Raw genomic sequence first — 20611 nt, forward strand, 5'->3', positions numbered from 1 at the left:
GCGCTTTTCGCGGCTCCCCAATTCCGCTCACGGACCGGATACGCGGTGTTATCAGCTCTTCATTCACCTCGTCATCCGGCCGAGTTATCCACAGGGGGATGCCGAATGCCCGGGAAACGCGGAAGACTTGGCAGGGCAACTGCACGAGCGGGCAACGGGTATGGGAGGGGAGCACATGCCGGGCACAGCGTCCCGACTGCGCGACAAGCATCGGGGGGAGGCGGAGCTTCTTCTCACCCGCGCGGTCGAAGAAGAAGTGCGCCGCTCCGGTGGCCGGACCGACGGCGTGGTGCTGCTCGGCCGGGCGCGGGCGGCGCTGGACGACATGGCGGAGCGCGCCGCCGAGGAGTACGGGGCGTATGTGCGCGCGCTGGACGAGGCCGCGGCCGGCCGGCGTTCGCTCGCCGAGCGCTTCACCCCGCAGTCGATCGGGCCCGCCGTGACCGCGACGCTCACCGCCGCCGCGATCGCCCTGCTCGTCTCCGCCGAGGAGGGCCTCGGGTCCACGGCCGCGCTCTGGACCGGCGTGGCCGCCGGCCTCGCCGGGCTGACCGCGGGCCTGGTCCAGATCGGCCTGGCCCACTGGCTCTCGGGTAACACGCGCTCGGGCGCGGCCCGCCAGCCCGGCGGCCCCGAGCAGCTCCGGCTGCAGTGGCTGACGGCACTGGAGCTGCGCGGCGTGCGTCCCTTCTTCGACCAGCAGCGGATGCTCTCGGCCCACACCCGCAAGGGCGGCCGCCCCGAGCCCGCCGCCGACCGCGCCGGGCCGGGCACGGCCGCGGGGGGCACGGACCAGTCGCGCCGCAACCGCAGCCAGGAGGCACGGCAGCGGGCAACCCTGGAGCAGTCCTACCGCCAACTGCCCGACGCCTCCGCGGTCCACGTCGGCCGCAAGGCCGAGCTCACCCGGATCGCCGGGTGGGTGCAGCAGGGCCGCGCCAGCACGGAGACCAAGCCGACCGTCGTCGTGCTGCACGGGCCGCCCGGGGCGGGGCGCACCACGCTCGCGGTCCGCGCCGCCCACCAGTTGCGCGAGCAGTTCCGCGCCGCCGTGGTGGTGGACCTGCGCGGTCAGAGCATGGACGAGGACCCGCTGCCCACCCGTGACGCGCTGCTGCACCTGCTCAACCGCCTCGGCGCCCCGCGCGACCAGCTCATGTTCCGGGACCGCCCGGCGCACGACGCCCAGTTGCGCCGTCTCGTCGAGCTGTACCACCAGCATCTGACGTCGCTGCCGGTGTCCATCGTGCTGGACGACGCGGTCGACGCCGAGCAGGTCCGGCTGCTGGTGCCCGAGCGCTCCGAGAGCCTGGTGCTGGTGACCTCGCGGGAGCGGCTGGAGCTGCCCGCCGACCTCGACGCCTGGGTGCACCACATGCCGGTCGAGGGCCTGGAGCCGGCCGCGGCCGAGGAGCTGCTGAGCGCCATGGCCCAGCGGGCGGACGGCACGGAGCGGTCCTCCGACCCGTACGACGCCCAGTCCACCGACCGCATCGGGCAGCTCTGCGGCGGGCTGCCGCTGGCCCTGCGCATCGCCGGGTCCGCGCTGGACGGGCGCGGCCTGGCCGGGCTCGCCGAGGCGCTGGACGCCTACGGGCCGGTGGAGCCCGTGGAGCGCGCCCTGTGGCTGCGCTACGGCGACCTGACGGAGCCGGCCCGGGCGCTGCTGCGGCGGCTGTCGCTGGTCGGCCGGGCGAGCCTGGGCGCGGCGGCCTGCGCCGCCCTGCTCGACGTCGGCGAGGAGGAGGCCGGCAAGCGGCTGACCGCGCTGGCCCGGGCCGGGCTGGTGGAGCACGTGCGCAGCTCCCGCTTCCGGGTGCACGACCTGGTGCGCCGCTTCGCGTACGCACGGCTGCTCGACGAGGAGGACCCCGAGGTGCGCGCCGCGGCGCACGAACGGCTGATCCGCAGCTACGCGGAGCTGGCCGACTCGGTGATCCGGCTGGTCGACGGGCGTACGTCGACGCGCGCCGACCGGTTCGGCTCGCACGGCTTCACCTCACTGGACTCCGCGCTGCGCTGGCTGGACGACGAGCAGAGCTTCATCACCGCCGCCCTGCGGCACGCCGAAGGCGTGGACCAGGCCGCCGTGCTGCACCTGCTGGGCGCCCTCGCCGACTACTGCCTGCTGCGCGGTGATCTGTACCGCCTCGGCGAGCTGAACGAGCTGACGAAGGCCGCCGACCAGGGGCTGCTGATGCGCTCGGTGCAGTGGCGTACGGGCGTCGCCGCCCGGCAGCTCGGCGAGCTGGACAAGGCCCGCTCGACGCTGTCGTCCGTGGTCGACCTCTACCGCGAGGCGCAGCACTCCGCAGGCGCCGCCCGCGCCCTGCGCGATCTGGGCATCACCCTGCAGCAGCAGGGCAGCCTGCGCGAGGCGGAGGCGAAGCTGCGCGAGGCCCTGCAGATGCAGCGGGGCGAGAACATGCGCGGCGACCGCGCCTGGACGCTGCACGCACTGGCGGCCGTGCTGCGCGACCGCGCGCAGTTGGCCGACGCGCTGGCGCTGCTGGACCAGGCGCTCGCGCTGCACCGGGAGAGCGAGAGCGTGCACGGCCAGGCGTGGGCGCACTTCCAGCTCGGGCAGGTGCGGCTGCGGATGGGCGACGTCCCCGGCGCCGAGGAGCAACTGGAGGAGGCCCTGGAGCAGTACGCGCGCACCCGCGACGGCCGCGGCGAGGCATGGGCGATGACGCAGCTCGCCCGCGCCCGGCTGGTCGACGCCGACGCGGCCACGGCGGTGACGCAGCTCAAGGCGGCCCTCGCCCGGCACCGGGAGAACGACGACGCGCGCGGCGAGGCATGGACGCTGTACTACCTCGGCCAGGCCCAGGAGGGCGCCGGCAAGCGGGAGTCGGCGGTGCGGGCGCTGGAGCGCTCCCGGTCGATGTTCAGCCGCATGCGCGACGTCTACGGGCTGGCCTGCGCGCGGCACCACTCCGCGCGGGTCACCCGTGACCTGCGCGCCGAGCAGACCGGCACCCTGCGCAACAGCGGCTTCGCCCGGCAGTTGCTCCAGGACGCCCGGCAGGACTTCCGCCGGGTGGGCGTGGCCCACGGCGAGGCGTGGTCGTGTATCGAGCTGGCGGTGATCGACGCGGGCAACGGCCGCGCGGGGCAGGCGCTGGAGCTGGCCGACACGGCGATAGACCTGTTCGCGGGCATAGGTGACCGGCGCGGGGCCACTTGGGCCCGGTTCCTGCGCTGCACGCTGCTGCCGTTCGCCTCCCCGGGCGGCTCGGTGGTGGGCGCCGCGGTGGCGCAGCAGGAGCTGTCGGAGCTGCTGGACGATCTGCGTACGGCGACCGCGGGGCGCCGCGGGGTGATCGACCCGGCGCTGGAGGACTACGCGGAGACCTTCCAGCTCGTGCTGGAGCGGGGTGTGGAGCCCGAGACGGGCTGGCAGGCATGGCGCCTGGGCATGGTCCCGAGCCGCCACGCCCGGGAGGTCATGGGTGTCCCCCTGGACGGCGCGTCCTCCGCGGACGACGACGCCCTGGCGGGCTAGCCGGCACCCCGGGAGCCGGGCGCGGGCGGCGGCCCGGCCGTGTCCGGCGGCGGCACCGCCCCGCCGGCGCGGATCCGGTCCGTGCCGGCCGCAGGGCCGTGCCCGTACGCCGGCGCCCGTCGTCAGCGGCGGCGGCCCACGGGCTGTCTGTCCGCCGCCGGGCTGTCCGCCGGCGCCGGGGTGCGCGGCGACTCACCGCGGGGTCCGTCGCCGCGAGGGCCGTCGCCGCGCGGGGCGCCGCCGCGGGGGGCGTCACCCCGCGGGGCCGAGCCGCGCGGGGCGTCGCCACGGGGCGCGTCGTCACGCGGGTCGCCCCCGTCTCCCGGCCCCTCGCCGTCCGTGCGCCCGCCGTCCGGACCGGCGTCGCCGTGGTCGGTCTTCTCCTTGAAGTCGACCTGGCCCAGGTGCCGGTTCATGCTCTTGAGCAGGAACCACACCGCGACGCCGAGCAGCGCGAAGACGATGAAGCCGAGGACGCCCGGCGTGACCTTGTTCTTGTCGAGCTCCTCCGCGAGCGGGACGAGGTCTGCAGCCAATGTGGTGTTCACGCGGTCAATTGTCGCGGATACCGGCGAAGAGGTCGTCCTCGGGGAGGGAAGTGTCCACGAGCGACTTCGCCAGCTCGTACTCCTCGGTGGGCCAGACCTCCTGCTGGATCTCCATCGGGATCTTGAAGAACGGCCCGTCGGGGTCGATCTGCGTCGCGTGCGCGATCAGCGCCTTGTCGCGGATCGGGAAGAACTCGGCGCACGGCACGTACGTCGTGAGCGTGCGCTCCTTGCGCTCGAACTCCTTCCACCGCTCCAGCCACTCCCCGTACGGCGACTCCAGGCCGCGCGAGAGCATCGCCTCGTGCAGCGCGACGGTCCGCGGGCGGTTGAAGCCCTGGTTGTAGTAGACCTTCAGCGGCTGCCAGGGCTCGCCCGCGTCCGGGTAGCGCGCGGGGTCGCCGGCGGCGTCGAAGGCGGCCATCGTGATCTTGTGGGTCATGATGTGGTCGGGGTGCGGATAGCCGCCGTTCTCGTCGTAGGTCGTGATGACCTGCGGCTTGAACGAGCGGATCAGCCGGACAAGCGCTTCCGCCGCCTCGTCGACGTCCCTCAGGGCGAAGCAGCCCTCGGGCAGCGGCGGCAGCGGGTCCCCCTCGGGCAGCCCCGAGTCGACGAACCCCAGCCACGCCTGCTTCACGCCGAGGATCTCGCGTGCCTCGGCCATCTCCTTGCGGCGTACTTCGTGCATGTTCTTCTCGATGAAGGCATCGCCCTGAAGCTTCGGGTTCAGGATCGACCCCCGCTCGCCTCCCGTGCAGGTGGCGACCAGGACCTCGACGCCCTCCGAGACGTACTTGGCCATGGTGGCCGCACCCTTGCTCGACTCGTCGTCGGGGTGTGCGTGGACGGCCATCAGCCGCAGGTCATCGCTCACAGATTTCAATCCTCGGTAACAGGTCGTCTAGGCCGGCTTCTATAGTGACCGAGCGGACTGACAATTCATTCCGCCCCCAGCCGCCGCGAGCCGCTCAGCCGGGAGGGACCATCATGGCCGGTGCGCCCCCAACGCTGCCCGAGGGCCGTTACGGCCGCTCGGCCGACGCCCGTGCCGACCGGCGGCTGAAGATCGTCGGCTCCGTGCTCGGCGCGGCCCTGCTCGGCTTCGTGGCCTGGGGCGCTGTCGACGCGACGGCCGGTTCGAAGGCGTCCGGGGAGCTGATCCGCTTCCAGGTGATGTCCGACACCGAGGTCCAGGCCCACATCGAGGTCCGCAAGAAGAGCGACGTCGAGGCGGTCTGCACGGTGCGTTCGCTGGCAGCGGACAAGACCGAGGTCGGCGTCCGCGACGTACGCATCGACGAGCCGAAGACGCGCGTCGACACCGTGGTGTCGATCCGGACCACCGAGCGCGGCACCAACGCCGAGCTGATCGGCTGCAAGGCTGCCGACGAGCGATAACGGTCGCCGTCTCGCTGCCGGAATTGTTACGATCGTGGTTTCGCCCCACCCGCGAAGGCGTAATTCTTCTGGGTAGGGCGATTGCTGCATCACAGACGCATGAGAAGTTCCCCCAGCACCAGAACCATCACCGACAAGGAGCACCTGTGACCCAGACCAGCGACAACGTCACCTGGCTGACCCAGGCGGCGTATGACCAGCTCAAGGCCGAGCTGGAGCACCTGTCGGGTCCCGCACGCACCGAGATCGCCAAGAAGATCGAGGCGGCTCGCGAAGAGGGTGACCTGCGGGAGAACGGCGGGTATCACGCGGCCAAGGAGGAGCAGGGCAAGCAGGAACTGCGCGTACGCCAGCTCCAGCAGTTGCTCGAGAACGCGAAGGTCGGCGAGGCCCCGCCGGACGACGGTGTCGTCGAGCCGGGGATGGTCGTCACGATCGCCTTCGACGGCGACGAGAGCGACACCCTCACCTTCCTGATGGCCTCCCGGGAGTACGCCAGCGGGGACGTCGAGACGTACTCGCCGCAGTCGCCGCTGGGCATGGGTGTCAACGGCAAGAAGGTCGGCGAGGAAGCGAGCTACGAGCTACCGAACGGTAAGAAGGCGATGGTGACGATCCTCAACGCCAAGCCGTACGCCGCCTGACCGCGCGTCGGACGCAGCAGCTCGTCGTGAAGCCCCCGGCGGGAACCGAGGTTCCCGGGCCGGGGGCTTCGACGTGCGGCGCCGAGGGCTACCCGGCGGAGTTGCGGTACTTCCGCACCGCCAGCGTGCGGAAGATCGCGACGATGACGACGGAGTAGATCAGCGAGGCCAGCACCGGGTGCTGCATCGGCCAGGCGTCGGACTGGACCACGCCCGGGTTGCCGAAGAGCTCGCGGCACGCCTGCACGGTCGCGCTGAAGGGGTTCCAGTCGGCGATGTGCCGCAGCCAGGCCGTCATGTTGCCCGAGTCCACGAAGGCGTTCGACACGAACGTCACCGGGAACAGCCAGACCAGCCCGCCGGAGGTGGCCGCCTCGGGCGTACGCACCGAGAGCCCGATGAGCGCGCCGACCCAGGTGAAGGCGTACCCGAGCAGGAGCAGCAGGCCGAAGGCCGCCAGCGCCTTCGGCACGCCCTCGTGGAACCGCCAGCCGACCAGCGCGGCCACGACGGCCAGCACGATCAGCGTCAGGGCGGTCTGCACCAGGTCGGCGAGGGTGCGGCCGGTGAGGACCGCACCGCGGGCCATCGGCAGCGACCGGAAGCGGTCGATGAGCCCCTTGTGCATGTCCTCGGCTATACCGGCACCGGCACCCGCGGTGGCGAAGGTGACGGTCTGGGCGAAGATGCCGGCCATCAGGAACTCGCGGTAGATCTCCGAGTTCGTGCTGCCGCCGACGTTCATGGAGCCGCCGAACACGTACGAGAACAGCACCACGAACATGATCGGCTGGATCAGGCCGAAGATGACCACTTCGGGGATCCGGGACATGCGGATCAGGTTGCGCTTGGCGACGACCAGCGAGTCACGGGCGGACTGGCCGACACCTCCCAGGGCGGGCGGTCCCGCGGGGGCGGGGCGCGCCGGGGCGGTCGAGGCGGTCACTTGGCGGTCTCCTTCGCGGCGTCTTCGGCGGCCTTTCCGTCGCCGTCCTCGCTTGTCTTCCCGTTCGCGTTCTCGCTCTCGGCGGCGTGGCCGGTGAGCGAGATGAACACGTCGTCCAGCGTGGGGCGGCGCAGCCCGATGTCGTCGATGGCGATGCCGCGCTCGTCCAGGTCCCGGATGACGTCGGCGAGCAGCCGGGCACCGCCGCTGACGGGCACGGTGAGCTTGCGCGTGTGGTCCGCGACCGTGACCTCGCCCTGGCCGAGGGCGCCGAGGACCTCGCTGGCGGCGAAGATGTCGTCGCGCTGGTGCACGACGACCTCGACGCGCTCGCCGCCGGTCTGGGCTTTGAGCTGGTCGGACGTGCCGCGGGCGATGACGCGGCCGTGGTCGATGACGCAGATGTCGTGCGCCAGGTGGTCGGCCTCTTCCAGGTACTGCGTGGTGAGCAGCAGCGTCGTGCCGCCCTTGACCAGCTCCTGGATGACGTCCCAGAGCTGCTGCCGGTTGCGCGGGTCGAGGCCGGTGGTCGGCTCGTCCATGAACATCACGGGAGGCTCGACCACGAGCGCGGCGGCCAGGTCGAGCCGCCTGCGCATGCCGCCGGAGTACGTCTTGGCGGTGCGGTCCGCGGCCTCGGCGAGGTTGAACCGCTCCAGCAGGACGCCCGCGCGCGCCTTGGCGTCACGCGCGCTCAACTGGTAGAGCTGGCCGACCATCTGGAGGTTCTCCCGGCCGGTCAGATACTCGTCGACCGCGGCGAACTGGCCGGACAGGCCGATGGACCTGCGCACCTCGTTCGGATACTTGAGGACGTCGATCCCCGCGACCTCGGCGCGGCCGGCATCGGGCCGCAGCAGCGTGGTCAGCACGCGCACGGCGGTGGTCTTGCCGGCCCCGTTGGGACCGAGCAGGCCGAGAACGGAGCCTTCGGGGACGTCGAGATCGACGCCGTCCAGTGCCCGCACATCGCCGAAGTGCTTGACCAGCCCTTCGGCGTGGATGGCGCCTGGCATAGAGATCTCCCCAGGTTGGATGGTCGGTGGTGGGTGACGGTCTGGCGGCACTTCTCCAGACATGTCAGACATGGGCGGACGGTCGGACAACAGCAGGAGAATAGAATACGCGATATATCGCGTCAAGTCGCGAGCGACAGGGGTCGCGCACGGTGGCGGACGGCGGGCCGAAGGCGCATGCGCGTGGAGGCGTGACGCACCGGACCGGCGGCGCCGCGGCGCGCGCCCGGCGTGTGGTGCGCGGGAGCGGTTCGTCACGCGTGGTGCCCGTGGTGCGTGGTGCCCGTCGGCGCGGTGGGCGCGGACGGCGCTTCGTGCTCTCGTGTGTCAGGCAGTCACCGTGTACCCGGCTTTCCGGAGCGCCGTGAGCACTCGTTCACAGTGCTCCCGCCCCTTTGTCTCTAGCTGCAGTTCGACTTCGGCTTCCGTGAGCCCGAGGCGCGGATCCGTCCGCACGTGACTCACGTCGAGGACGTTAGCGTCCGCCTCTGACAACACCCCCAGCAGCGTCGCGAGCACGCCCGGCCGGTCCGTCACGCGCAGCCGCAGCGACAGGTACCTCCCGGCCGCCGCCATGCCGTGCCGCAGAATGCGCTGGACGAGCAGCGGATCGACGTTGCCGCCGGAGAGCACCGCCACCACCGGACCGCCCCCGAATGCCTCCGGGTCGGACAGCAGCGCGGCGACCGGAGCCGCTCCGGCGGGCTCGACGACCAGCTTCGCCCGCTCCAGGCACAGCAGTACCGCGGCGGACAGCGCGTCCTCGGAGACCGTACGCACTTCGTCCACGTAGGCGCCAATGATTTTGAAGGGGACGTCGCCCGGCTTGCCGACCTGGATGCCGTCCGCCATCGTCCCGAACGACTCCAGCGCCACCGGCCGCCCCGCCGCGATCGACGGCGGATAGGCCGCCGCGTCCTCCGCCTGCACGCCGACGATCCGCACGTCGGGCCGTACCGCCTTGACCGCCACCGCGATCCCGGCCGCCAGGCCGCCGCCGCCGATCCCCACCACGATCGTCGACACCTCCGGGCACTGCTCCAGCACCTCCAGGCCGACGGTGCCCTGGCCCGCCACCACGTCGGGGTGGTCGAAGGGGTGGATGAGGACGGCGCCGGACGCCTCGGCGTACGCCTCCGCCGCCTCCAGCGTCTCGTCGACGACCTGCCCGTGCAGCCGTACGTCGGCGCCGTAGTCCAGGGTCGCGGCCACCTTCGGCAGCGGGGCGCCGACCGGCATGAAGACCGTCGAGCGCACGCCCAGCAGCGACGCGGCCAGGGCGACCCCCTGCGCGTGGTTGCCGGCACTGGCGGCGACCACGCCGCGGGCGCGCTGCTCCTCGCCGAGCCCGGCGATGCGCACGTATGCGCCGCGGAGTTTGAACGAACCGGTGCGCTGAAGGTTCTCGCATTTCAGATGGACCGGCGCGTCGACCAGCCTGGAGAGGAACCTGCTGCCCTCCATTGCGGTGACCCGCGAGACGCCGCCGAGGATGTTCTGTGCGTCACGTACGTCGTCCAGACTGACGGCCCCGGCCGCGGCTGTGCTCATGGGCGACAGTCTCGCACGCTGAGACGACAGGGGTTTTCCACAGGGGGTTTTCCACAGGCGGTACGGCAAACGGCGGGGCCGCGTAATCTGTGTCTCAGTTCGAATTCGCATGTCCACCCCCTGTCCTCCCGACCGGTCCGCGCCCATACCCCCAGCCGTATCCCAGCCCTGTCCGCAGCCGTATATCCGCAAGCCGTATCCGCAGCCCGTGAACGTCCTCACGAAGTGAGCACCGTCCATGCCCTCCCCTCTCTCCGCCACCGACACCCCAGTAGCAGCGCCCGACCTGATGAACGACCTCCAGCATCAGTTGGCCGTCTTCGCCCGCCGCGCCGAGCAGACGCGCCTCGCCGGCGCCGGACAGATGCGCAATTCGATGGACCGCGCCGCCTATCTGCTGCTCAACCGCCTCGAACAGCACGGCCCCACGGGCGTCAAGGCCCTCGCCGCCGGAATGGGCATCGACTCCTCGACCGTGACCCGGCAGGTCGCGCCGCTCGTCGACGGCGGCCTGGTCAAGCGCGCCACGCACCCCGAGGACGGCCGCGCCGTCGTGCTGGAGCTGACACCGCTCGGCGCGGCACGGCTGCACGAGGTGCAGGATTCCCGGCGCGAGCTGGTCGCGCGACTGACCTCCGACTGGACGCCGGAAGAGCGGGAGACGTTCTGCACCCTGCTCACCAAGTTCAACACCTCCGTCTCGCAGGCGAACGCCGGGCAGCAGGAAGCCCGGCTGCCCGGCCGGCGGAACGGCGGGGAAGGCGGGGAGCGGGACGGCCTGGCCGACCCGCGGGACGGGGACGGCTAGGGACGCCGGTGCGTCCGGAGTCTTGACCCCGGCGCCCGGCTGCCGTCCTATGGGACCAGGGCGGTGAAGGGAGCAGCGCGGTGCGTCAGCGACGCTCGGCACAACAGCGCCGCCGTGCCCTGGAGTTCGAGACCTTCTGCGCGGGCGCGGCCGGCCGGCTGCTGCATGTCGCGCACCTGCTCACGGCCGAGCCGCCGGACGCCGCCCCGATGGCCGAACGGCTGCTGACCCGGGCCCTGGCCGGGACGTACGCCCGCTGGGACCGGCTGCGCGGCGAGGATCCGTACGAGACCGCCAGGCAGCAGCTCGTCTCCCGCTACGCGCAGACCGCCTGGCGCTACCGCCGCACATCCGGCGGCCTGCTCGACCGTCTCTCACCGCAGGAGCGGCTGGTGCTCGTGCTGCGCATGTCCGAGGGGGTCGCCGAGGAGCAGACCGCGGCGGCACTGGGGCTGCCGCCCGAGCGGGTCCACCAGATAGTGCTGCGGGCCAGCGCCGCCATGCTGAGCAGGCACACGCCGGCCCCGGGACATACGCGACGGGAGGTGGCGACGTCGTGATCTCCATCACCGCCCGCAAGGAGCAGGCCGTACGCGACCTGCTCGACGGCCCGCACCCCACCGTGCCCCCGCAGCTCGCGCACCTGGCCGCCGCCCGCGGCCGGCGGCTGCTGCGCCGCCGGACGCTGCTGCGGTCCGGTGTGTGGCTGCTGCTCGTCGCGGCGCTGGTGACGCTGACGGTGTGGGCGGCGGTCAGCGACGCGTGGGTGCATCACCCGGCACAGACGACGCCGGACTTCGACGGCTGGTGAGGCCGCCGGGGCCGCTCCGCGCGCGAAGCGGCCCGGTGACCCCGCGCCCGCCGTGCCTCAGCCGCCCAGCGCCTGCGTGAGATCCGCCAGGAGGTCGTCCGCCGACTCGATTCCGACCGACAGCCGCACCAGGTCCTCCGGTACCTCCAGGGGCGACCCCGCCGCCGAGGCGTGCGTCATCCGGCCCGGGTGCTCGATCAGCGATTCGACGCCGCCGAGCGACTCCCCGAGGATGAAAAGCCGCGCCCGGTTGCAGACCTCGACCGCCGCCTCCTCGCCGCCCTCGACGCGGAACGACACCATGCCGCCGAAGTCGCGCATCTGCTTCGCGGCCGTCTCGTGCCCGGGGTGGTCCTCAAGGCCCGGGTAGTACACGTGCGTCACGCGCGGGTGCCGGTCCAGCATGCGTGCGACGCGCGCCGCGTTGGCGCTGTGCCTGTCCATCCGTACGGCCAGCGTCTTGATGCCGCGCAGCACCAGCCAGGCGTCGAACGGCCCGGCCACCGCGCCCATCGCGTTCTGGTGGAACGCCAGCCGCTCTCCCAGCTCCCGGTCCGCCACGACGAGCGCACCGCCGACGACGTCGGAGTGCCCGCCCATGTACTTGGTCGTGGAGTGCACGACGACGTCGGCGCCGAGCGCCAGTGGCTGCTGCAGGTAGGGGCTGGCGAAGGTGTTGTCGACGACGAGCAGCGCGCCGGCCTCGTGCGCGACGGCGGCGGAGGCGGCGATGTCGGTGATGCCGAGCAGCGGGTTGCTGGGCGTCTCCACCCACACGGCCTTCGTACGGTCGGTCAGCGCGGCCCGTACCGCCGCCGGGTCACCGGTGTGCGCGACCGAGAACTGCACCCCCCAGCGCGCCGCGACCTGCGCGAACAGCCGGAAGGAGCCGCCGTAGGCGTCATCCGGGATGACCACGTGGTCGCCGGGGCCCAGCGCGGTGCGCAGCAGACAGTCCTCGGCGGCCAGGCCGGAGGCGAACGCCAGGCCGCGGACCCCGCCCTCCAGCGCGGCGAGGTTCTGCTCCAGGGCGGTGCGGGTGGGGTTCGCGGAACGGCTGTACTCATAGCCTCCGCGCAGGCCCCCCACCCCGTCCTGCTTGTACGTGGACACCTGGTGGATCGGCGGTACGACCGCGCCCGTCGCCGGGTCGGGCTCCTGGCCCGCGTGGATGGCGACGGTCTCGAAGCTGGGCTGGCTCATGCGGCCCGAGGATAAGCCCTGGAGGGGGGCCGCCGCGCGCGACGGTCTGGTTTGCTGGAGGGGAGGACCCGTACGTGTGCCGGCCCGGACCACACCTCCTTTGAGAAGCCAGGACATATTAATGGAACTGTTGTTCGCACTCCTCGCCATCGCCCTCATCGCATGGGTCGCCGTACCCCTGCTGCGGCGTGCCCGGGGCGGCCGGGAGGTGCTGCAGTCGAACGCGCGGGCCGTCGACCCGGCCGGCGGCTACGGCTTCGTCCCCGTCGACGAGCTCGACGTCCGCCTTCCCGGCCCCGACCCGCAGCTCGCCGAGGTCCTCCAGGAGCTGCAGCAGGACCAGGACTGGCAGGCCGCCTCCCGGCTGCTCGCGCTCACCGACGACGAGTGGGAGCTGCGCTGGCAGCGGGTGCAGACGCTGGCCGGCGCGGCGGCCTTCGAGCTGGCGCAGGCGCCGGGCGAGGGCGGCGCGTGGCTGCGCGCGTGGCGGGCGGAGCGGCCCAAGGACGTGGGCGGGGCCGAGGTGCACGCGGAGTTCCTGGTACGGCAGGCGTGGATGGCCGGGTCGGGCGCGGAGGAGTTCCCGGTGATCCTGGAGGAGGCGAAAAAGGTCTGCACGGAGGCGGCGATGCTGGCGCCGGGCGGCCCCATGCCGTACATCATCGAGCTGGCCATCGCCCGCGGCGCGCACTACCGCGAGGCGGACTTCGAGGAGCTGTGGCACACGGTCGAGCAGCGCGCCGGCGACCACATGGGAGCGCACCTCGCGGCGCTGCAGTACGCGTGCGAGAAGTGGCACGGCTCCCGGGAGGCGGCGTACGACTTCGCGCAGCGCGCGGCCGGCTCCGGCGGGCCCGGGACCCTGCTGCCGGCGCTGCCGCTGTTCGCGGTCTGGGAGCACCTGCCGGAGGCGAACCTGGTGCGCGGGCTGTACGAGGGGGAGGTCGTCAGGCAGGCGATCGAAGGCGCCCAGTACGCCGTCCACCACGCCCCGGCGGACCACCCGATGCTGCCGCACGTACGGCATCTGCTGGCGTGCTTCCTGGTACGGGCGGAGCGCTACGAGGAGGCGCTGGCGCAGATGCGGCACGTGGACGGGTACGTGGGCGCGCTGCCGTGGTCGCTGAGCGAGCAGCCAGCGGCGGAGTACGCGGCGTACCGGGCGCTGGCGGTGGCGGGGTACGAGGGCGGCAGGGGTGCCGCGCTGAAGTAGGGCGGGAATGCCGGAGGGCCGCGATACGTTGCCCGGACTGGAGCACCAGCAGCGTCAGCGGAGGAGGCCGGGAATGTTCCTGAACCGCCAGAAGAACCACCTCGTCACCAAGGACGAGGCCCTCCCCGGCCGCCCGGCGCCCACGTACTCCGTCCCCGAGCGCCACACCGTGCTGGGCAACCCCCTGGAGGGCCCGTACCCGGAGGGCCTGGAGATCGCGGACTTCGGGCTGGGCTGTTTCTGGGGCGCGGAGCGCAGTTTCTGGCAGACCCCGGGCGTGTGGACGACCCTGGTCGGCTACCAGGGCGGGCACACGCCGCACCCGACGTACGAGGAAGTCTGCACGGGCCGGACGGGCCACACGGAGGCGGTCCGGGTGGTGTACGACCCCGCGGTGGTGTCGTACGACGACCTGCTCAAGCTCTTCTGGGAGTCCCACGACCCCACGCAGGGCTTCCGCCAGGGCAACGACGTCGGCACCCAGTACCGCTCGGCGATCTACACCCACACCCCCGCCCAGGCCACCGCGGCCGACGCCTCCCGCGCGTCGTACCAGAAGGTCCTGACGGACGCGGGCTACGGCGACATCACCACGGAGGTCCTCCCGGCGGACGACCTGCCCTTCTACCCGGCGGAGGGGTACCACCAGCAGTACTTGCAGAAGAACCCGGGCGGCTACTGCGGCATAGGCGGCACGGGCGTGACCTGTCCGGTCGGCGTGGCCAGCGCCGAGTGACCCCGGGGCGAGCGGTGCGGAAACACACCGCTCGCCCTCTTCGCCGTACGCGGGCGCAGCCGGCCGCCAGGCTCGCCGAACCGGGCGCGGCGCGGTCGAGAGGGCCGCGACACCGACGGCACCGCGACCACCACTGTCCTCCGGATCGCCCCGGCCCGACCCGGGCGGGGTCGATCCGGAGGACAAGCGCAGAGCGTCAGAAGTTCTTCGTCCTCACCTGCCAGGGGGCCTGGGAGGCGAGGCCCGACGGGTCGAGGATGTAGGAGCGAGCGACCTCGTTCTCGTTGAGGACCATGTCGAAGAACGAGACCATCACCGTCATGCCCTCGGCCATCTGCGCGCCGGTGATGAACCCGACGTGTCCGGCGTACGGCTGGGTGCCGACGACGGCGGGGACGGTGGTCCGGTTGTAGTTGGCCTGGGAGTTGTTGTACGCGATGTCGTTGGGACCGCCGTCGATGAACAGGATCGGGCTGTGGAGCCGGTCGAGTTCGTCGGGGGTGTAGCCGCCGAGGGAGCCGTCGGGGAGGAAGCCGCTGCTGACGGACGCCGCCGCGCCCACCCGTTCGTCCTGGGCGGCGACCATCGCCTCGATACCGCCGCAGGAGTGGCCGGCGGTGGCCACCTTCGTGAGGTCCAGCCGCTGGTAGAGCGGCGAGCCGGCGCGTTGCTGCTCCTGCTCGGCCCAGGTGATCGCGTCGGTCAGCAGCCCGGGGAGGACCTGGCCGTCGGGCACGCCGGTGCCCGAGCCGTCGGCCGACCCGGTGTTCACCACGACGAAGCCCTTCGACGCGACGAACGTCAGCGCCTGAAGGACCTCGCTGTTGTTGTTGTGGGCGCAGGCGCCGTTGCCGAACGCCAGCACCGGCATGGGTGTGCCGAGGGCCTGCGGGTCCTCGGGGCGGAAGACGGTGTAGCGGTTGTCGCCGTACGCCGCCTCGCGGGTGACGGGAAAGTCGTTCTCCGCCATCGGCGGCTGGTCCTGTAGCGGCTCGGCGGCCGGCGCGCCGGAAGCAGCCGGGGTGGCGGCCGACGTGGGCTGTGTACTGATCAGGACCGCGGCCAACAGGGCCGTGACAAGCGCGGCGACCACCGTCGCCACCCGCCGGGCCGGGGATGGGGCTGTGCGGGAGAGGAACATGTCGAAGGAGCCTCCTTGTATGCGGCCGCCTTCGGGCCGAACGGTGGGCAGGCCCCTGGCCCTGCACGTACGGCACCGGATGAGGAGGGCCCCAGCCGGCGGGGACGACCGCTGGTTCGCTTGCTGTCGTGGCGCGGACCATGGGACGTCACGGTCCGCATTGGCGAACGATGTTCGCACACCCGAACATCGTTGGTAGTCGGCATGGTAGGCGACCACCCGCACCCCCACCAGACCGCCCGCGTACCGAACCACCTCGGCACGCACGCCGGCACAGGCGTGACGAACGGCAGAGCTGAGAGCACGACCGGCCGGCGAGGGGCGCTGGTTCAGGCCGGGCGGGAAGGTTCAGTCCCAGCGGTCTTCGTTGATGAAACGGCTGTAGGCCCGCCAGGAGTTGGGGCCCATCACGCCGTCGATGGGTCCGGTGTACCCGTAGGTGGCGGCCAGCCGCTGGACCGCGGCCCAGGTGTTCGGCCCGGGGACGCCGTCGATCGGGCCGGTGTAGCCCCAGTTGCGCATGTTCCTCTGGAGCGCGGCGTAGGTGTGGGGTCCGGGGACACCGTCGATGGGTCCCGTGTAACCGGACTCGATCCGCAACCAGTTCTGCGTCCGCATCCACATGACGGGGCCGGGGACACCGTCCTGCTGCGTCGCCGTCTTCGGCAGCCCACCGCCACCGCCCAGGTGGTCCAGCGGGTTGACGCGGGTGCCGGCGGGTGTGATCAGGTGCCAGTGGACGTGAGGTCCGGTGGAGTTTCCGGAGCCTGGGGCTCCGGCCGCACCGCCGGAGAGTCCGACGGTGCCGCCCTTGGCGACCGAGGCGCCGTCGGCGAGCAGGAACTGCGAGAGGTGCATGTACTGCGTCCGGTATCCGTCACTGTGCGTGATGGTCACCGTGTGTCCGCCGGTGCCGTTGTACGGGATGTTCCTGACGACACCGGCTCCGGCGGCCGGCAGTGCGGTGCCGACGCTCATGGCGTAGTCGATTCCGCCCAGCGAGCCCCGGTCTATGTGGTCCTGCCAACTGCCGGTCATCGGGTAACCGCTGAACGGGTTGTAGAGGTCCAGCGCCTGGGCGGGGTGTCCCGAGAGCAGGACACCGCCGGCTGCCAGGCCGAACGTGACGGCCGAGCCGCGCAGCAAGGTGCGCCGGTCCATCCCGACGTGTGACCGGTCTTTCCGGACGCCCTCGTCCTCATGGTTTCCGTGCACGTCAACTCCCTTTTTCTGCAGGGGGACCCGAACAGCAACACCGGCGCGGGCCCACCATACCCTACGCGCGTAGATTTTGATATGTGCATGACGTACACGAACGGCTCACGGGCGCGGGCGCGGGCCGCCCCGACGGGTGCCGTCGACCCCGGGAGACGCCGGACCGGTCCCGCGTGCGTCGCGGCGGAGTCGCCCCCGGCCGTACCGCCGCGGCAGGCGCGATCACGAAGGCATGAATAGTGTCAGAAGCGGATGATCCGGGACACTATGGAGGCAGGAGCGAAGCGCGCTAGAGGTGGTGGCCGATGACCGACGACGGGGACGCCCCCGGCACGTGGAGCCTCACCTCCGCGCAGCTCGGCGCGCTGCTGGATCTTGTCGACGAGGCCGTCGTCACCTGCGACCGCACCGACGGGACGGTCCGGGGATTCAACCGAGCCGCCGCCCGCCTCTTTCCCCGGCTGCGCCCCGGGCAGCCGATCGGCACGCCGGCGGCGGCGCCCCTTGCCCGGGCCGCCGCCCGGGGGGCGACGGGCTTCTCCGCCGCCCACGAGGGCCGCAGGCTCCGCGGCCGGCTGCGCGCCGCCGGCGGACTCGCCGTGTGGCTGGTCAGTCAGGTCGACGGCAAGCAGGAGGCAGGGGCGGCGCTCGTCGACGATCGCGACAGGTCGGCCTTCCTGGAGGAGGCCACCCAGCGCCTGGGCGCCTCGCTCCATCACAGCCGCACGGCCCGTACGCTCGTCGAGATCGTCACCCCGAAACTGGCCGACGCCTCCGTGGTCGTCCTGCCCGCGCGGGGGCGCCGTACGGACTGGCACCGGGCGGGCCCGGGTGACGCCCGCGCCTCCGGGGAGGTGTCGGTCGAGACGCTCGAAGAGGTCCCCGAGGTCGCGAACGCGCTGTACGGACTCCAGCCGCGCCCCACCGTCGTAAGCCCGCGGGGGCTGGGCGCGCTCGACGGCCTCATGCCCGAGCGACTCGCTCACTCCGGACACCCGCTCGTGGTCCAGCTCGACGCGGGGGGCGTGCCGGCCGGCGCGCTGATCATGGTGCGCCGCCCGGAGCGTGACGGCTTCGACGACGCGGACATCGAACTGGCGCGCCGTTTCGCCCTGAGGGCCGGGCTCGCGATGGCGACGTCGGAACTCTATTCGCAGCAGGCCCACACCATCTCCGTGCTGCAGAGCAGCATGGCCCCCGCACCACTGCCGTCCGCCGCCGGCATCTGGCTCGGCGCCGCCTACCGGCCGGGAGCCGAGGCGCTGGACCTCGGCGGCGACTTCTACGACGTGGCCCCCTCCGCCGCCGGCGGGGTCACGTTCTTCTTCGGCGACGTCTCCGGCAAGGGCGCGGAGGCCGCGGTGCTGGCGGGGCGGCTGCGGCAGAGCATGCGGACGTTGTCCATGGTTGCGCAGGAGAGCGAACCCCTGCGTGACCTGCATCTGCTCAACGACCTCGTGATCAGCGAAGACCACCGCTTCACGACCCTGATCACGGGCTCCGCCCGCCCCCGCGACGACGGCTCGGTGGAGGTGGAGATCGCCGGCGGCGGCCACCTCTCCCCGCTGGCGCTGCGCGGCGACGGACGGGTGGAGGAGATCCCCTGCGAGGGTACGCTCGTCGGAGCGGTGCCCGACCCCAGCTTCGGCCGTACGGAGTTCCTTCTCGAACCCGGCGAGCTGATCCTCTTCTACAGCGACGGCGTCACCGAAGCGCGTGGCGGTGCGAGCGGGCGGGAGATATTCGGCGACGAACGCCTCGTCGAGGCGCTGGCCGGGTGTACCGACATGCAGGCGGCCTCGGTCGCCGAGCGGCTGGAACTCCTCACGACCGAATGGCTTGCCGGCCGGCCGCACGACGACATCTGCGTTCTCACCCTTCAGGCGCCTCCCCTCCGCGGCTCCGCACGGCACCGCGGGTCCGGGAGCCGCGCGGGTCCGCGATCGCCGGGGAAGGCCGGGAGCCCATGAGTGACGGCGGTATCACCGAAGCCGCCCATGCCCGCTTCGACGCCTGCCTGGCGGACGCGGACGAGGACGGGGCGATCGAGCTGGCCGCCGGCCTGGTGAGGAGCGGTGTGAGCGCGGAGGACGTGCTGCTCCGGCTGGTGGCGCCCGCGCAGGTGCGGGTCGGCGAGCGGTGGGCGTCCGGCGCGTGGACGGTGGCGCGGGAGCACGCGGCCACCCATGTCAGCAGGCGGACGGTGGCCGAGGTGGCGGCGGCTGCCCGCGGCAGCGCCCGCTCCCCCGCCGGGACCGGTTCGAAGGGCCACCTCCTGGTGGCGTGCAGCGACGGCGAATGGCACGTTCTCCCCTCCGAGATCCTCACAGAGGTGCTGCGACTGCACGGTTTCGACGTGCGCTCGCTGGGCGGGTCGGTGTCCCCGTACGCGCTCCTCTCGGACGTCCACCAGAGCGGTCCCGACGTGGTCGCGATCTCGTGCACGCTGCCCACGAACCTTCCGCTCGCGCACCGGCAGATCGAGATCTGCCGGTCGGCCGGCGTTCCCGTCATCGCGGGCGGGAGCGGGTTCGGTCCCGGGGGCACATGGGCGTACGCCCTGGGGGCGGACCTGTACGCGGCCGACGCCCGCGGCGCCGCGGAAGCGCTGCTGCGCCGCTGGCCGCCGGTGCTGCGGGGGGAGTCGTCGGTGCAGGCGGAGGCTGTCGAGGCGTACGCGATGCTCGTCAGGCAGCGCCCCGGGCTGCTGGAGCACCTGGCCGCCGCACTGCGCGACGCGTGCGGCGACGGGCCCGGGCGCTCCGGCTCGGAACGGGGCTCCGGCGTCAAGGACGGGGAGAGCGCCGGGTTTCCCGGCCGGATGCTGGATTCGCTGGCAGCCGCCGTCTATGTCGACGACGAGCGCGTGTTCACCTGGCACCTCGCCTTCGCGCGGGCCTACCTCTCCGCCCGTTCGGCCGACTTGCGCTGCCTCCTCACGATGGTGGACGCCCTGGCCGGCCGGCTGGAGGGGCGGCCGCGGGCTCTCGGCAAGCTCTCGGCGGGGCGCCGGTTCCTCGTCGAGCGGGACGACGCCTCCGGCCGTCCGGGATGAACGGGTGCGGCCCTCCACCGGCCCGGTGCCGGGTCACGGCACCGGGCCGGTGGAGGGTTGCGTGCGTTCGGGCTTTCCGGTTCAGCCGAAGTTCACGTCGCTGCACATCAGGTAGGCCTGGTCCAGGTGCGAGGCCTGCCAGATGGTGAAGACGATGTGGTGGCCGGAGTAGCCGGAGGTCTGGACGGGGAACGTGATGTCGGAGGCCGGCGGGTAGCTGCCGGTCTCGGTGATGAAGTCGAGGTCATCCCAGCCGAGCGCCTCGGTCTTGGGGTCGTACCCCTGCTTGCTCACGTACACCCGGAAGAAGTCGGCTCCGTGGGACGCCTGGTCGTACAGGTGGATCGAGAAGTTGTCGGTGACGTCGGTCGTCTTCCAGGGACCGGGGTTGTTCAGGCTCTCGAAGTTCGAGTGGTTGTTGCTGCAGAGCTTCCCGTTGGGAGTCCGCTCCTCGAACTGCCCGCCGAGCCCGTCCTGGAGCATGCTCATCCAGTTCCACATGGTGTTGGGGTTGGCCTGGTAGGCCTGCCAGCACATGGGGTCCTCGTCCGCCATGGCCGGGTTGAGGTGGTCGTCTCCCCACTCGTCCCAGCAGTGGTAGGCGCGGGTTGCCGGGTCGACGACGGTGCCGTGGGCCTGGGCGGGGCTGGACCAGGCCAGCGCGCCGACGAGCACGGCGATGAGCAGGGTGAGCGCCCGGAGGGGCCGGCGGGCGACCGACGAACGCCTGCCGGAGGGGCTTCGCTTGGGCATGGGGGGTCTCCTGTTCCGGTGGAGGGACACAGATGGGAGCGCTCCCACCACACTACTCCGAC

19 protein-coding genes are annotated in these 20611 nt (G+C 72.3%); 10 read left to right on the forward strand and 9 right to left on the reverse strand.

The window, feature by feature from the left end; all coding sequences use genetic code 11:
* Positions 1-175 precede the first annotated feature (175 nt).
* Positions 176-3508: a tetratricopeptide repeat protein gene (locus tag I003_RS0111180; protein WP_199784274.1), complete on the forward strand. Its 3333-nt coding sequence runs from the start codon at positions 176-178 to the stop codon at positions 3506-3508.
* A gap of 122 nt (positions 3509-3630) precedes the next feature.
* Here I003_RS0111180 and I003_RS0111185 read toward each other — a convergent pair whose 3' ends face one another.
* On the reverse strand, positions 3631-4056 hold the full coding sequence (locus I003_RS0111185) for a hypothetical protein (RefSeq protein WP_027771608.1): 426 nt from the start codon (positions 4054-4056) through the stop codon (positions 3631-3633).
* A 4-nt stretch (positions 4057-4060) separates the two neighbouring features.
* Positions 4061-4933 (reverse strand): mycothiol conjugate amidase Mca, encoded by an 873-nt coding sequence (gene mca, locus I003_RS0111190; protein WP_027771609.1) that lies wholly within the window; start codon positions 4931-4933, stop codon positions 4061-4063.
* Positions 4934-5046: 113 nt separating this feature from the next.
* Between mca and I003_RS0111195 the strand changes: the two genes are divergently transcribed.
* Together I003_RS0111195 and greA are read left to right on the forward strand one after the other, a co-directional pair.
* Positions 5047-5457 (forward strand): DUF4307 domain-containing protein, encoded by a 411-nt coding sequence (locus tag I003_RS0111195; protein WP_027771610.1) that lies wholly within the window; start codon positions 5047-5049, stop codon positions 5455-5457.
* A 146-nt stretch (positions 5458-5603) separates the two neighbouring features.
* Positions 5604-6101 (forward strand): transcription elongation factor GreA, encoded by a 498-nt coding sequence (gene greA, locus I003_RS0111200; protein WP_027771611.1) that lies wholly within the window; start codon positions 5604-5606, stop codon positions 6099-6101.
* 88 nt (positions 6102-6189) lie between these two features.
* Here the strand turns inward: greA and I003_RS0111205 are convergent, their stop codons facing one another.
* The 3 genes from I003_RS0111205 to ilvA all read right to left on the reverse strand — a co-directional run bounded on the left by I003_RS0111205 (position 6190) and on the right by ilvA (position 9614).
* Positions 6190-7047: an ABC transporter permease gene (locus tag I003_RS0111205; protein ID WP_027771612.1), complete on the reverse strand. Its 858-nt coding sequence runs from the start codon at positions 7045-7047 to the stop codon at positions 6190-6192.
* Entirely contained in the window at positions 7044-8063 is a 1020-nt protein-coding gene (locus I003_RS0111210) for a daunorubicin resistance protein DrrA family ABC transporter ATP-binding protein (protein WP_027771613.1), read from the reverse strand. The genes I003_RS0111205 and I003_RS0111210 overlap by 4 nt, the downstream gene beginning before the upstream one ends.
* A gap of 327 nt (positions 8064-8390) precedes the next feature.
* Positions 8391-9614: a threonine ammonia-lyase gene (gene ilvA, locus I003_RS0111215; protein WP_027771614.1), complete on the reverse strand. Its 1224-nt coding sequence runs from the start codon at positions 9612-9614 to the stop codon at positions 8391-8393.
* Between the two features lie 238 nt (positions 9615-9852).
* Here ilvA and I003_RS0111220 point away from each other — a divergent pair, with 238 nt between their 5' ends.
* From I003_RS0111220 to I003_RS0111230, 3 genes are all read left to right on the forward strand, one after another.
* On the forward strand, positions 9853-10422 hold the full coding sequence (locus tag I003_RS0111220; RefSeq protein WP_027771615.1) for a MarR family transcriptional regulator: 570 nt from the start codon (positions 9853-9855) through the stop codon (positions 10420-10422).
* A gap of 80 nt (positions 10423-10502) precedes the next feature.
* Positions 10503-10982 (forward strand): sigma factor-like helix-turn-helix DNA-binding protein, encoded by a 480-nt coding sequence (locus I003_RS0111225; protein ID WP_027771616.1) that lies wholly within the window; start codon positions 10503-10505, stop codon positions 10980-10982.
* On the forward strand, positions 10979-11233 hold the full coding sequence (locus I003_RS0111230) for a hypothetical protein (RefSeq protein ID WP_037720632.1): 255 nt from the start codon (positions 10979-10981) through the stop codon (positions 11231-11233). Before I003_RS0111225 ends, I003_RS0111230 begins: the two co-directional genes overlap by 4 nt.
* Positions 11234-11290: 57 nt before the next feature.
* Here I003_RS0111230 and I003_RS0111235 read toward each other — a convergent pair whose 3' ends face one another.
* Complete coding sequence (locus tag I003_RS0111235; protein ID WP_027771618.1) at positions 11291-12436, reverse strand: cystathionine gamma-synthase; 1146 nt, start codon at positions 12434-12436, stop codon at positions 11291-11293.
* Positions 12437-12557: 121 nt separating this feature from the next.
* On the opposite strand from I003_RS0111235, the gene I003_RS0111240 reads away from it, so the two are divergent.
* Both I003_RS0111240 and msrA read left to right on the forward strand, forming a co-directional pair.
* The gene (locus I003_RS0111240) at positions 12558-13649 is read left to right on the forward strand and encodes a hypothetical protein (protein WP_027771619.1); all 1092 of its coding nucleotides are present in this window, start codon (positions 12558-12560) and stop codon (positions 13647-13649) included.
* Between the two features lie 73 nt (positions 13650-13722).
* Complete coding sequence (gene msrA, locus I003_RS0111245; protein ID WP_027771620.1) at positions 13723-14385, forward strand: peptide-methionine (S)-S-oxide reductase MsrA; 663 nt, start codon at positions 13723-13725, stop codon at positions 14383-14385.
* A 196-nt stretch (positions 14386-14581) separates the two neighbouring features.
* On the opposite strand, the gene I003_RS34190 is transcribed toward msrA, so the two are convergent.
* Positions 14582-15526: an alpha/beta hydrolase gene (locus tag I003_RS34190; protein ID WP_051368190.1), complete on the reverse strand. Its 945-nt coding sequence runs from the start codon at positions 15524-15526 to the stop codon at positions 14582-14584.
* A 348-nt stretch (positions 15527-15874) separates the two neighbouring features.
* Positions 15875-16741, reverse strand: a complete 867-nt coding sequence (locus tag I003_RS0111255; protein ID WP_027771621.1) for a peptidoglycan DD-metalloendopeptidase family protein — start codon at positions 16739-16741, stop codon at positions 15875-15877.
* 305 nt (positions 16742-17046) lie between these two features.
* Between I003_RS0111255 and I003_RS0111260 the strand changes: the two genes are divergently transcribed.
* Both I003_RS0111260 and I003_RS0111265 read left to right on the forward strand, forming a co-directional pair.
* The gene (locus tag I003_RS0111260) at positions 17047-18711 is read left to right on the forward strand and encodes a PP2C family protein-serine/threonine phosphatase (RefSeq protein ID WP_027771622.1); all 1665 of its coding nucleotides are present in this window, start codon (positions 17047-17049) and stop codon (positions 18709-18711) included.
* Positions 18708-19796 carry a cobalamin-dependent protein gene (locus I003_RS0111265; RefSeq protein WP_027771623.1) on the forward strand — a complete coding sequence of 363 codons (1089 nt, stop codon included), beginning with the start codon at positions 18708-18710 and terminating at the stop codon, positions 19794-19796. Before I003_RS0111260 ends, I003_RS0111265 begins: the two co-directional genes overlap by 4 nt.
* 81 nt (positions 19797-19877) lie before the next feature.
* Here I003_RS0111265 and I003_RS0111270 read toward each other — a convergent pair whose 3' ends face one another.
* A complete protein-coding gene (locus tag I003_RS0111270) occupies positions 19878-20549 on the reverse strand; it encodes a lytic polysaccharide monooxygenase (RefSeq protein ID WP_106966274.1) in 672 nt (223 codons plus the stop codon).
* Positions 20550-20611 lie beyond the last annotated feature (62 nt).

The organism is Streptomyces sp. CNQ329 (assembly GCF_000482585.1).

Coding starts and splice junctions, on each gene's coding strand:
- I003_RS0111240 (WP_027771619.1), top strand. CDS start 12,558: ATGGAACTGTTGTTCGCACTCCTCGCCATCGCCCTCATCGCATGGGTC.
- I003_RS0111180 (WP_199784274.1), top strand. CDS start 176: ATGCCGGGCACAGCGTCCCGACTGCGCGACAAGCATCGGGGGGAGGCG.
- I003_RS0111210 (WP_027771613.1), bottom strand. CDS start 8,063: ATGCCAGGCGCCATCCACGCCGAAGGGCTGGTCAAGCACTTCGGCGAT.
- I003_RS0111270 (WP_106966274.1), bottom strand. CDS start 20,549: ATGCCCAAGCGAAGCCCCTCCGGCAGGCGTTCGTCGGTCGCCCGCCGG.
- ilvA (WP_027771614.1), bottom strand. CDS start 9,614: ATGAGCACAGCCGCGGCCGGGGCCGTCAGTCTGGACGACGTACGTGAC.
- I003_RS34190 (WP_051368190.1), bottom strand. CDS start 15,526: ATGTTCCTCTCCCGCACAGCCCCATCCCCGGCCCGGCGGGTGGCGACG.
- msrA (WP_027771620.1), top strand. CDS start 13,723: ATGTTCCTGAACCGCCAGAAGAACCACCTCGTCACCAAGGACGAGGCC.
- I003_RS0111220 (WP_027771615.1), top strand. CDS start 9,853: ATGCCCTCCCCTCTCTCCGCCACCGACACCCCAGTAGCAGCGCCCGAC.
- I003_RS0111265 (WP_027771623.1), top strand. CDS start 18,708: ATGAGTGACGGCGGTATCACCGAAGCCGCCCATGCCCGCTTCGACGCC.
- I003_RS0111195 (WP_027771610.1), top strand. CDS start 5,047: ATGGCCGGTGCGCCCCCAACGCTGCCCGAGGGCCGTTACGGCCGCTCG.
- I003_RS0111260 (WP_027771622.1), top strand. CDS start 17,047: ATGACCGACGACGGGGACGCCCCCGGCACGTGGAGCCTCACCTCCGCG.
- I003_RS0111235 (WP_027771618.1), bottom strand. CDS start 12,436: ATGAGCCAGCCCAGCTTCGAGACCGTCGCCATCCACGCGGGCCAGGAG.